The organism is Caulobacter sp. DWR3-1-2, assembly GCF_049896225.1.
Taxonomy (GTDB): Bacteria; Pseudomonadota; Alphaproteobacteria; order Caulobacterales; family Caulobacteraceae; genus Caulobacter.
The window spans coordinates 98,464-109,843 of the sequence record NZ_JAFCTW010000016.1 but is presented as its reverse complement, the minus strand read 5'-3'; the positions used below and the strand labels follow the sequence as shown (position 1 = coordinate 109,843).

Sequence of the window (11,380 nt, the reverse complement as noted above, 5' to 3'; positions counted from 1 at the left end):
CAAGCAGTTCCGCCGCATCGCAACCCGGTACGACAAGCTTGCAACCACCTTCATGGGCTTCGTAACCCTCGCCGCCATCATGCTATGGCTCAAATAGCTAAATCGTCACTACGGCCTAGCGGCGGTAGACACCAATGACGCAGTGACGCGCGAAGCGTTTGGCTGTTTTCCGAATGGCTCGGCGTCGTCGCAGGCACCTGTCGCTGACAGCCGGCGCAAGGAGCGGCGTCTACATCTTCAATCCGATGATCCTGAGTTGGGGCGAGCACTTCAACAAGCACCGCTGCCGTTCATGTTTCGAGGCGAAAGGTCGAATGGCGGACTATGTGGCAGACATTCCGCTCTTCCTTGTCACTGAACGGAACTGCGGCCTGCTGGGTCTGTCGACCCTCTTTGAGGCCGGCGCTGGTGGTTGTAGATCGCTCTAAGCGTTCGCATCGCGCCGTTGGCGGTTGCAGGACCGTTCTCGACCGAAAGCTTGTCGCGGCCTTCCGGGGAAAGTGGAAAATCAGTCTCAATGTGGGTGCGCCAGAACATGCTACCCAACACGACGATTTTCAGCAAATCACATTTGGTGATACGGGGTTATCGTAGCCAAGCGTAAGGTGTTGTATATACTGGAAAGGCGCCAGTCTATTATACGAATCTGAGAGTCAGACGTTCGGATCGTTCCAGGCGCGCCATTTTCTTCTTCACGATATTCCGATTTCGGTCCTCCTGGGGCCGTATTTGCCGCGCGAGCGATGGCGTCGCTTCGCCCCCGTCAGACGGTTAGCTTCCGCGCTTTCACCTTCACCCGCAGCACGCGGTGGTTGGAGGACATGTAGAGGTGGCCGTCGGCGGCCAGTTCGCAGTTGGAGATGACATCGTCGGCGCGGATGATCCCGAGGCGGCGCCCCGCGGATGTGAAGATCGAGATGCCGTCCTGGCCCGAGGCCCAGAGATTCCCGCGGCTATCGACCTTCAAGCCATCGCCGCCCGCTATGCCGGTGGCGGCGCGGTCGACGAAGGGCCGGCGCCCGGTCGGGCCGCCCTTGGCGTCGAGGTCCCAGGCCACCCAACCCGATTTGCGGTCGGTGGCGTAAAGCGTGGAGCCGTCGGGCGACAGGCCGATTCCGTTGGGCTCGATCGTCTTGTCGATCAGGGTCAGGGCGTTGTCAGGGCCCAGGCGGTAAACGCCCGAATAGTCGGTCTGGCGATAGGGCGAGGCCCAGTCGCCGTTCAGGCCCCAAGGCGGGTCGGTGAAATAGATCGCGCCGTCGCGGGCCAGGACCAGGTCGTTGGGACTGTTGAGACGCTTGCCCTCGAAACTGGCGGCCAGGACAGTCTTCTTCTGGGTCTTCAAGTCGATGAACGAGACGCAGCGGTTGCCGCTGTCGCCGATCACCAAGCCGCCGCGCGCCAGGATCAGGCCGTTGGAGCCGGCCTCGCGCAGGCTGCCCGTGGCGGGTCCGGCATAGCCGGACGGCGTCAGCCACACCGCGCCGCCGCCCTTGCCGCCGCCTTTTCCGCCCCTGGGGGGCGACCAGCGCAGGATCCGGTTGGCCGGCACGTCGGAGATCAGCAGGAAGCCGTCCTTGCCGCCGACCCAGACCGGGCCCTCGCTCCAGGTGAAGCCGTCCAGCACCTGCTCGACCGGCGCATCCGCGTCGATCAGGGCGTCCAGGGCGGGGTCCAGGCGTTCGACCTTGCCGACCACGGGATAGGTAGCGGCGTGGGCGAAGGCGGGCGTGGCGGCAAAACCGGTCAGGGCGAGACCAGCGAGCGCGCGACGGCGGCTCAGGGCGAGGGGCGGGTGCTGGGTCACGGATCGGTTCCTCCGGCGAACGCGCGTCGCCTTCAGACCCTGCATATCGAGGGAGGCGCGCGAATGTCCATCGTTGTCATCGCGTGATCGGGTTGGGCCGCGATCCGATCCTAGCTGAGCGTGCGCCACACCTGGCCGGCGTGCTCGTCGAGGCCCGGCGCCTTGGGGTCCGGACGTCCGGGTTCCTGGCGAAACAGCAGCGGCGTGCCGACCACGGCGTTTCCCGCCGCATCGCGCCAGATCATCCCGCGCGCCGCCACTGCGGGGTCGGCGAAAGCCTCCTTCAGGGTGCGGACCGGGGCGAAACAGATGTCGCGCCCTTCGAACCAGGCTTCCCATTCGGCCTGGGTCCTGGTGATGAAGGTCTCGCGAAAGAACACCCGCAGGGGCTCCTGGCCGGGACCGGGCGGCTGGCGGGCATGGTCCAAGAGGTCCGACCGCCCCAGCGCCTCGAGCAGGGCGGCGGCGAACTTCACCTCCGACCCTCCCAGCACGATCCAGCGGCCATCGCGGCATTCATACAGGTTGAACATCGCCGCCCCGCCCCAGGAGCGCTCGGCCTTGGGGACGTTGGCGCGGTCTTGGGCGAACACCGGGCCGGTGGCGTTGGGCGTCCAGGCCATCAGACTGTCGAGCATGGCGACGTCGAGATGGTCGCCCAGACCCGTCTGGGTCCGGCGATAGAGCGCCATCAACACGCCGGACAGGGCGGTCAGCGAGGCCAGGGCGTCGGCCGCCATCAGGCCGGGCATGGCGGGCTTGCCGTCCTGGCCCTCGTTCAGCGCCACGAGCCCGGCCAGGGCCTCGACGGCCAGGTCGTGGGCGGGCCGGTCGCGATAGGGGCCGGTCTGGCCAAAGGCGCTGATCGAGCAATAGACGATCCCCGGATTGACTGCCTTGACCGCCTCGTAGCCGACCCCCAGGCGATCGACCACGCCGGGCCGAAAGGCCTCGACCAGAACGTCGGCTTCCTTGGCCAGGGTCCAGAACGCGGCCTGGCCTTGAGCGGATTTCAAGTCCAGCTGCACCGAGCGCTTGCCGCGATGGGTGTTGCGAAACCACACGGTCTGGCCGTTTGTCGAGAGGCCGATATGACGGCTGGGCTCGCCTTCGCCGACCGGCTCGATCTTGATCACGTCGGCCCCGTGGTCGGCCATCATCAGGGTCAGCATCGGACCGGGCAGGAAAAGGGAAAGGTCGAGCACCTTGACGCCGTCGAGCTTCATCGGTCGTCACCCCGCAGCAGACCGTTGTGCTCGCCCATGGCCGGGGCGCGGGCGGCGGGCATGCGCTGGCCATCGACCTTGATCGGGCAGGCCAGCATGTGCAGGCCCTGGGGCCTAGCCGGATGGTCGATGTGGTCGCGCATGGCCACCTCGGCCACGAAGGGGTTATCCAGGGCGTCAGCCAGGTCGACGATCGGAGCGAACGGCACGCGGCCGCCCAGATAGGTCATCCAGTCGGCGCCCGTGCGCGTCTCCATGATCGCGTCGAGGATCGGGGTCAGGGCGTCGAGATGGGCGCGGCGCGCTGGCATGTCGAGGAAGCGCGGATCGGTCTTCAGGTCCGGCCGCTCGACCAGATCGCACCAGACCTCCCAGAACCGCTGCGTCTGGCACATCAACATGCCCCAGCCGTCCTGGGTCTTGACCCGCTGGGACGGGCTGATCGATGGATGGGCCCCGCGCGGCGGCCGTCCGACGACATAGCCCTCGTTCATCGCCCACACCGCCGGATAGGAGGTCTGGTGCAGGGCCACGTCGAACAGCGACACGTCGACGTCGCAGCCGATGCCGCTGGCCCGCGCCCCGAGGATGGCCGAAACGATCCCCAGGGCGAACACCGAGCCGGTCATGAAATCGACCATCGACAGGCCAAACCGCACCGGCGGTCCGTCCGGCTCGCCGGTCATCGTCATGAACCCGGCTTCGGCCTGCATCAGATAGTCGTAGCCCGGCCAGGCCTCGCGACTATTGCCCCGTCCGTAGGCGGACAGATGGGCGCAGACGATCGCGGGCTTGATCGTCTTCAGGCTGTCAAAGGTGATCTTCAGCTTGTCCGGCTGGTCGCCGCGCAGGTTGTTGACCACCGCGTCGGCGCCGGCCACCAGGCGCTCGAAGTCGGCGCGGCCCTCCGGCGTCTTGATCTCCAGCGCCACCGACTGCTTGCCGCGCGAGAAGGTCTGGAAGAACTGGCTGTCGCCGTCGCCCAGGAAGTAGGGACCCAGGCCCCGGCTGATGTCGCCGCCCAGGGACGGGGCCTCGATCTTGATCACCTGGGCGCCCAGCTCGCACAGCAGCTGGGTGCCATAGGGCCCGGCGGCGTACTGCTCGACCGCCACGATGCGCACGCCGTTCAGGGGTCTGTTCATGCGCTCCGCCTCTGCTTGAGGCGATGATGCGACGGCCCGCCGGTCGCGCCTAGGGCGACGTGAGGGAAGGCCGCTTGTTTCCGCGCGGCGATGGACGTAGCAAGCCGCTCGACAACGCCGCCGTCGGAGATCCCATGACCGTCGTCCTGCAGACCGCCCGCGCTCGCGTCGAGATACTGCCTGGCCTGGGCGGCGCCTTGGGGCGTTTCACCTGGGACGACCGCGACGTGACGCGACCCACGCCCGCCGGGACGACCGAGGTTCTGGACGCGGGGTGTTTCCCGCTCGTCCCCTATTGCAACCGCATTCCGAACGGCTGCTTCGGTTTCGCCGGCCATGAGGTGTCGCTGTCGCCGAACCTGGGGGACCATCCGCACGCCCTGCACGGTCAAGGTTGGCGCGCGCCCTGGACGGTGGAGTCTGCGAGTGATGTGGAAGCTGTCTTGGTCTTCGAACACGCCCTCGGTGAATGGCCTTGGGCCTATCGCGCCGAGCAGCGGTTCCATCTCGCTGACGACGGTTTGCGCATCGAGCTGTCGGTGACCAATACCGGCGACGCGGCGATGCCCGCCGGCTTGGGGTTCCATCCGTATTTTCCGGCCCCGGCCGGCGAGCGCTTGAGGGCGGGGGTCACCGGTGTGTGGATGATCGACGAAGACTGCCTGCCCACCACGCTCGTCGAGGGCGCTTGGCGCTCGGATTGGGCGGCCGGCGCCTTGACCGCCGTCGAAAGCCTGATCGACAACTGCTACACAGGCTGGAACGGCGTGGCGACGCTGACGGGCCCCGACGGCGCGACCACCACCGTCACAGCCTCGCCCGAATGCCGTTGGCTCCACGTCTATTCGCCGCCGGGCGCCGACTTCATCTGCGTCGAGCCGGTCGCCAACCGTCCTGACCCGTTCGGGGGCAAGGACAGTGGAATCAGGATCCTGGCGCCGGGCGAGACGATGTCGGTGTGGATGAAATTCGCCTCGGCATGAGCGTTCCTCGATCTCGCGGCACGCGGTCTCGAACATCTAGAGACTTCGTCAATCCACCATGGCTTCCAGGGCCGCGCGGTCGCGTAGCAGCACCTTGCGGGCCGCCGGCAGGGCGATAAGCCCGTCGTGCTGAAACTGGGTCAGGGTTCGCGAGACGGTCTCGATGGTGAGGCCCAGATAGTCGGCCATGTCCTGGCGAGTCATGGGCACATCGAGCAAGGCCTGGGCGCCCGTCCGTTCGGCGAGGTCCAGCAGCAGGGCGGCTACCCGTTCGCAAGCGGCGCGGCGGCCTAGCGTCAGCGCATGGTCCTGGCTGCGGCGCAGGCTGTCGGTGGTCAGTTCCAGGAGCCGGCGCGCGACGTCGCCGCGCTCGGCGGCCAGGTTGTCGAGAGCGGCGCGCGGCATGGCGCGCACCAGGGTTTCGGACAGGGTCTCGGCGCTGGCCCGATAGGTCGGGCCGCTCTCCAGTCCAAAGACGTCGCCAGGGAAGTGGAAGGCCTCGATCTGCCGGCGACCATCGCGCAGGATCCGACAGGTGCGCAAGGACCCCGAGATCAACTGAAAGACCCGGTCGGCGGACTGGTCCTGGTGGAAGATCGTCTCGTCGCGCCCGTGGCTCAGATGCAGGCCGTCGAGGACAAGGGCCGGCGGTGGGCGGGCAGGCGATAGGGTGGGCGCGTGGATCACGGACAGCATGGCGATCTCCCGATAGCGCCGTCACTGTCTCGCGTCGCGGTCGGGCGGTACAGTCGTGACCGACGCCTAAGGGCGAATACCTAGGACGGCTTACCCCTGCCGCGCCGACAGCGTCATCCGCACCAGCGCGGCCAGGTTGTCGGCGTGCATCTTGGCCATCAGCTTGGCGCGATAGATCTCGACCGTTCGAGGGCTGATCCCCAGGTCGCGGGCGATCACCTTGTTGGGCTGCCCCTCGACCACGCCATCCAGCACCTGGCGCTCGCGTTCGGACAGGGTCTCCAGCCTCTGCAGGACCAGGGTCCTGTCGTCGGAGGCCGCAGTGGAGGCCGGCGTCGGTCCCGCGGCCAGCGCCCGGGTCAGGGCGTCGAGGATCCGCGCCTCGCCGAACGGCTTTTCGATGAAATCGATCACCCCGGCCCGCATGGCCTCCACCGCCAGGGGGATGTCGCCATGGCCGGTGATCATCAGGACGGGCACGCGCGAGCCGCGACTGTTCAGTTCACGGACCAGCTCCAGGCCGGTCATGTCGGGCATGCGCATGTCGGTGATCACGCAGCCGGCGCCATCGAGCGGCAGGGCGTCGAGCAGCGCCAGGGCGGAGGCGTGGCTGACCACGGCGAAGTCGGCGGCCTCCAGCAGGAAGGCCAGGGCCTCGCGGGCGCTCTCGTCGTCATCGACCAGGTGGATCACGGCTTCACTCATTGATCGGGCTTTCATCGTCGTGTCGTGCGTGGTCGTGCTGGGGCGGCAGGGTGAAATGAAACACCGTCCCGCCCTTGGGATTGGCGTCGGCCCAGATGCGCCCGCCGTGCGCCTCGATGATCGAGCGCGAGATCGACAGGCCTACCCCCATGCCCTCGGCCTTGGTGGTCATGAATGGCTGGAACAGGCGCTCGCGGAAATCGTCATTGATGCCCGAACCGGTGTCGGTGACGCTCACCTGGACGGAGTCGCTGTCGAGGCGCTGGCTTGCGATGGTCAGTTCTCGGCGCGGCGAGTCGGCCATGGCGTCGACGGCGTTGCGGATCAGATTGACCAGCACCTGCTGGATCTGGACTCGATCGGCATAGACCGCGTCGGCGGCGGGATCGAGCTTCAGGCGGGTGGTGACCAAGTGCTCGCGGGCGCCAATCAGGGCCAGGGCGGCGGCGTCCTCGACCACCTTCGACAGGCGTTCGGGCGCGCGCTCGCTGGCTCCGCGCCGCACGAATTCGCGCATCCGGTGGATGACGTCGCCGGCCCGCAGGGCCTGGGCCGAGGCCTTGTCGACCGCGTCGCGCACCTTGGCCTGATCCTCGGGCCGGCCCCGGTCGAGCAGGCGGCGCGAACCGGTCAGCAGGTTGGCGATCGCCGACAGCGGCTGGTTCAGTTCGTGCGCGAGGGTGGAGGCCATTTCGCCCATGGCGGTCAGTCGCGAGACATGAACGAGCTCGGTCTGCAGGTCGCGCAGCCTCGTCTCGGTCTGCTGGCGATCCGTCAGGTCGCGGATGAAGCCGGTATAGAAGGGGCTGGAGCCTCGGGTTTCGCCGACCGCCAGCTCCATCGGAAAGGTCGAGCCGTCCTTGCGCTGGCCGACCACGACGCGGCCCGTGCCGATGATCTTGGGTTCACGGCTGCGAGCATAGTTGGCGAGGTAGCCGTCGTGACCCTCCCGGTGCGGTCCAGGCATCAGGCTGCTGACATTGCGTCCTATGGCCTCGGCCGCGCTCCAGCCGAACAGGCGCTCGGCGGCCGGGCTGAACGAGGTCATCAGGCCGGCGGGGTCGATGACGATCACGGCGTCGGGCGCGCTGTCGAGGATCGACTGCAGATGATGGGTCATGGCCGCAGCGCGTCGACGGGCGGCATGGAACCAGCCGCCGCCGATCGACATGCCGACCCCGATCATCACGAACACCAGGCTGGACAGGGCCGTGGCCTGGTCATGCAGGCCGCGCGCCTTCAAGGCCCACACCGCCGCCGCCGCCAGCACGGTGGCGAACAGCCCTGGCGCCAGACCGCCGACTGCGGCGCTGATCAGCACCGCAGGCACGAACAGCAGGAAGGCCGACGACGCATTGAACGCCGGCGGCAGGGCCAACTGCACCAGGCAACAGGCCGCCACCGTAGCCAGGGCCGCCAGATAGGCCCGAGGCCGCAGGTCGCTGTGCAGCGTGCCGGCCGTAACCGTGGTCATCACGTGATAGCGATCTCCGCTCCGCAAGGTCGGCTACCCTATAGCGCGGGGCGAAGCGATTGGCAGTTGCTGATCGCACAGGGCGCGCGGCGCGGCGCGGTGGCTCACCAGGATCAGGCCCTGGCCGGTGCGTTTGAGCCGAGCGTCGAGGCGCGCGACGACCTGGGCCTCGGTCGCCGGGTCCAAGCCTTCGGTAGGCTCGTCGAGCAGCAGCCAGGGCGCGTCGCGCAGCAGGGCGCGGGCCAGGCTGAGGCGCCGCCGCTCGCCACCGGAGAGCCGTTCGCCGTTCTCGCCGATCCAGGTGTCCAGGGTCAGGGGCATGTCGCGAACGCGAGCCTCAAGCCCGGCGTCGGTCAGGGCGTTCCACATCGCGGCTTCGGCGTGAGCGCCGGCGAGAGCCAGGTTGGCGCGGACGGTGCCCTCGATCAGGACGGCGTCCTGCGGGGCGTAGGCGAAGGTGGAGCGCGTTTGGGCGCTTGGTTCTTGGCCTGCGCATAATAGTAACATCCGCTCATCCCGGCGAATGCCGGGATGAGCGGATTTGGAAAAAGAGCGCAATCCAAGGAGCCGCTCAAGGATGGTGGTCTTGCCGCAGCCGGACGGACCAGTCAGGACCAGCCGGGCGCCGGGTTCAACCAGCAGGTCCCCGAAAGTCAGGCTCTTCCGCTCCGCTATGGCGCGGGCGCCCGCCTCGCTCGGCTCATGTTTCAGCACCGTGTCCAGCCGCACCGCCGCCGCATCCGCCCCGGCATCCTGCTCGAAGGCCTTGGTCACGCCGGACAAGCCTTCCAGCGCCATCGCCGCCGCCAGGCCCGCCATCGCCGCCAACGGCTGGGCGGCGCTTTGGGCGAAAACCAAGGTCAGCGCCACGGCGAGGCCGAGGATCAGGCCTTGCAGCACGACCAGCCAGCCCTGGGCGGCGACCGCCTTGCGCCTCAGGGTGTCGAGGTCGACGCCCAGCGCCTCGATCTCCGCCGCCGCGCGATCCTGGACGCCGTAAACCCGCAGCTCCGGCGCGGCGGCGACATAGGCGGCCATGGCGTCCTTCAGCGCGCCGGTGGCTTGCTGGATCGCGGGTCCGGTGCGGACGCTCAGGCGGCGGGCCAGCCAACGGCTCGAGACCAGCGAGACCGCGACGCTCACCGCCGCGACCAGGGCCGAGGCCCAGCTTGCCCCGGCCGCCATCGCCACCCCGGACGCCACGGCCGCGCCGGCGCCCCAGGGCGCGGAGAGGCGGATGAAGCGGGTTTCCACGGCGTCGATGTCTTGCACCAGCCGCGCCGAGGCCTCGCCGCGCGACAGGGCCATCGCCTCGGCGGGCGGCGACGCGGCCAGTGCGGCGAACAGGGCCGGGCGGATGGCGGCCAGGGCCTTCAGCGCGGCGGCATGGCCGCTCAGGCGCTCCAGATAGCGAAAGGCGGTGCGCAGGATGGCCAGAAGGCGAATGCCGGCGCTGGGCAACAGCACGTTAAACGCCTGGGCCGCCGCGAGGCCTCCCAGGCCGGCGATCGCCGCGCCAGTCAGGAACCAGCCCGAGAGCCCCAGCAACAATACCGTCGAGGCCCCGACGATCGTGGCCGAGGCGGCGGCCAGGCGCAGTCCGTCGGCGTGGCGCCGCCGCTGCTGGCGGACCAGCCGGGCGAGGGGACCGCTCACAGCCGCACGACGCGGCTAGCCAGCGCAGCCAGGGCTTCGGAGTGGGTGGCGATCAAGGTCGTGCGGCCCCGGGCGGCTTGGGCGATGATCGGCAGCAGGGACTGTTCCGACGCCGCGTCAAGATCAGCGGTCGGCTCGTCGAGCAGGAGGATGCCGGCGGGCTTGAGCATGGCGCGGGCCAGGCTCAGCCGGCGCCGTTCGCCCCCGGAGAGGCCGGCGCCGCGCTCGTCGAGCCGAGCGTCGAGGCCGCCTCGACCATCGAGCACCTGTGTCAGGCCGACCGCCCGCGCCGCGACTTCGAGCTCATCGCGGCGCGCGCCTGGATGGGCCAGGGCCAGGTTGTCCGCGAGGGTTCCTGGCAGGACCACCGGCGACTGCCCGGCCCAGGCCACGGCGGACGCGATCGAGCCCAGGTGCGACAGGCGCTGGTCGCCGATCAGCACCTCGCCGCTGCTGAGCGGGGCCAGGCCCAGCAGCAGGTTCAGCAGCGTGGTCTTGCCGCTGCCGCTGGGACCCAGCAGGGCGACGACCTCACCGGGGGCGATGGCGAGGTCGAAGCTGTCGAACACCGGGGTCTCACCGGCGGCGTAGGTCACGGTCACCGACTGAAAGCGGATCGCGGGCGGGGCGTCGAACACCATGACGGGCGGGCTTGGCGTCGGAGCGGGCAAGGCGGCCAAGGTCAGGGCGGCGGCTTCGGCGGCCTGGCGATCGTGATAGGCGGCGGCCAAGCGGCGCAGCGGGGCGTAGACCTCGGGCGCGAGGGCCAGGGCGAAGAAAGCCCGCTTGAGGTCCAACTGTTCGGGCGCCGGGAAGGGCAGCAGCCGCAACAGGTTGAACCCGCAATAGACCGCGACCAGGGCCACCGAAAGGGCGGCGAAGAACTCCAAGGCCCCCGACGACAGAAAGGCCACCCTGAGCACGCGGATGGTCCGCGCCGCCAGGTCCTCGGCCGCGCGCGACAAGTCTCGCGTCACCGCGCCCTCGGCCTGGAAGGCCAGCACCACCGGCAGGGCGCGGACCCGGTCCAGGAACAGACTGGACAGCCGCTCCAGGGCCAGAAACTGCCGGCGCGACTCCTCGCCCGCCGCCCCGCCGGCCAGGGCCATGACCAGGCCGAACGGAACCAGGGTGAACAGCAGAACGCCGGCCGCCACGGGCGAGGCCACGGCGACGGCGGCGATGATCAGCAGCGGCGCGACCGCCGAGGCCAATCGGGCCGGCACGAAGCGCGAGACGTGGCCGTCCAGCGCCTCCACGCCCTCGACCACGGCTGACAGCGCCTCGCCGCCGGTGCGGCGCGCGGCGCCGTGTCCAAGTATGGCGGCGACCGCCTGATGCCGGGCCGCCGCCTTGACGCCCGCCGCAGCCTCCGCGCCCGACCGCGCCCCGCGACGCGCCAGCAAGCCGCGCGCCAAGGCCGCGACCGCGATTAACACCAGCCACGGAGCGGCGGCAGGGAGACCGCGCGGCAGGGCGTCGATTCCGAGTGCGAGGCCCCCGGCGAAGGCGATGGCGGCGGGAACGTCGGCCAGCAGCCACAGCGGCGCGGTCTTGCCCGCGCGCCCGCCGGCGGAACCGATCGCCTTCAGCCAGGGCCGCGCGACGGCGTCGAGGTCGGCGGTGAAGCGGGCGGACATGGACCGTAGTTAGGGGAAGGGAACGAAGGCGTCCTTGATCCTGATCAA

At 69.3% G+C, this 11,380-nt stretch carries 10 protein-coding genes and 1 pseudogene; 3 read left to right on the top strand and 8 right to left on the bottom strand.

The window, feature by feature from the left end; all coding sequences use genetic code 11:
- Both ACP696_RS18970 and ACP696_RS18965 read left to right on the top strand, forming a co-directional pair.
- Positions 1 to 97, top strand: a pseudogene (locus ACP696_RS18970) (IS5/IS1182 family transposase); the annotation flags it as partial.
- Between the two features lie 76 nt (positions 98 to 173).
- A complete protein-coding gene (locus tag ACP696_RS18965) occupies positions 174 to 428 on the top strand; it encodes a glucokinase (protein ID WP_426044170.1) in 255 nt (84 codons plus the stop codon).
- Between the two features lie 335 nt (positions 429 to 763).
- Here ACP696_RS18965 and ACP696_RS18960 read toward each other — a convergent pair whose 3' ends face one another.
- The 3 genes from ACP696_RS18960 to ACP696_RS18950 form a co-directional block, all read right to left on the bottom strand.
- A complete protein-coding gene (locus ACP696_RS18960) occupies positions 764 to 1,807 on the bottom strand; it encodes an SMP-30/gluconolactonase/LRE family protein (protein WP_426014254.1) in 1,044 nt (347 codons plus the stop codon).
- Positions 1,808 to 1,917: 110 nt separating this feature from the next.
- Entirely contained in the window at positions 1,918 to 3,033 is a 1,116-nt protein-coding gene (locus ACP696_RS18955; protein ID WP_426044169.1) for a CaiB/BaiF CoA transferase family protein, read from the bottom strand.
- Positions 3,030 to 4,178 (bottom strand): CaiB/BaiF CoA transferase family protein, encoded by a 1,149-nt coding sequence (locus ACP696_RS18950; protein WP_426044168.1) that lies wholly within the window; start codon positions 4,176 to 4,178, stop codon positions 3,030 to 3,032. The genes ACP696_RS18955 and ACP696_RS18950 overlap by 4 nt, the downstream gene beginning before the upstream one ends.
- Positions 4,179 to 4,312: 134 nt before the next feature.
- Here ACP696_RS18950 and ACP696_RS18945 point away from each other — a divergent pair, with 134 nt between their 5' ends.
- Positions 4,313 to 5,161, top strand: a complete 849-nt coding sequence (locus ACP696_RS18945) for an aldose 1-epimerase (protein WP_426044167.1) — start codon at positions 4,313 to 4,315, stop codon at positions 5,159 to 5,161.
- Positions 5,162 to 5,209: 48 nt separating this feature from the next.
- Here the strand turns inward: ACP696_RS18945 and ACP696_RS18940 are convergent, their stop codons facing one another.
- The 5 genes from ACP696_RS18940 to cydD form a co-directional block, all read right to left on the bottom strand.
- Positions 5,210 to 5,857, bottom strand: a complete 648-nt coding sequence (locus ACP696_RS18940) for a helix-turn-helix domain-containing protein (RefSeq protein ID WP_426044166.1) — start codon at positions 5,855 to 5,857, stop codon at positions 5,210 to 5,212.
- Between the two features lie 90 nt (positions 5,858 to 5,947).
- The gene (fixJ, locus tag ACP696_RS18935) at positions 5,948 to 6,562 is read right to left on the bottom strand and encodes a response regulator FixJ (protein WP_426014264.1); all 615 of its coding nucleotides are present in this window, start codon (positions 6,560 to 6,562) and stop codon (positions 5,948 to 5,950) included.
- Positions 6,555 to 8,036: a PAS domain S-box protein gene (locus ACP696_RS18930; protein ID WP_426030359.1), complete on the bottom strand. Its 1,482-nt coding sequence runs from the start codon at positions 8,034 to 8,036 to the stop codon at positions 6,555 to 6,557. Before ACP696_RS18930 ends, fixJ begins: the two co-directional genes overlap by 8 nt.
- Before the next feature lie 33 nt (positions 8,037 to 8,069).
- Positions 8,070 to 9,692, bottom strand: coding sequence for an amino acid ABC transporter ATP-binding/permease protein (locus tag ACP696_RS18925; protein ID WP_426044165.1), 1,623 nt, complete (start codon positions 9,690 to 9,692; stop codon positions 8,070 to 8,072).
- A complete protein-coding gene (cydD, locus tag ACP696_RS18920) occupies positions 9,689 to 11,332 on the bottom strand; it encodes a thiol reductant ABC exporter subunit CydD (RefSeq protein WP_426014271.1) in 1,644 nt (547 codons plus the stop codon). Before cydD ends, ACP696_RS18925 begins: the two co-directional genes overlap by 4 nt.
- Between the last annotated feature and the right edge of the window lie 48 nt (positions 11,333 to 11,380).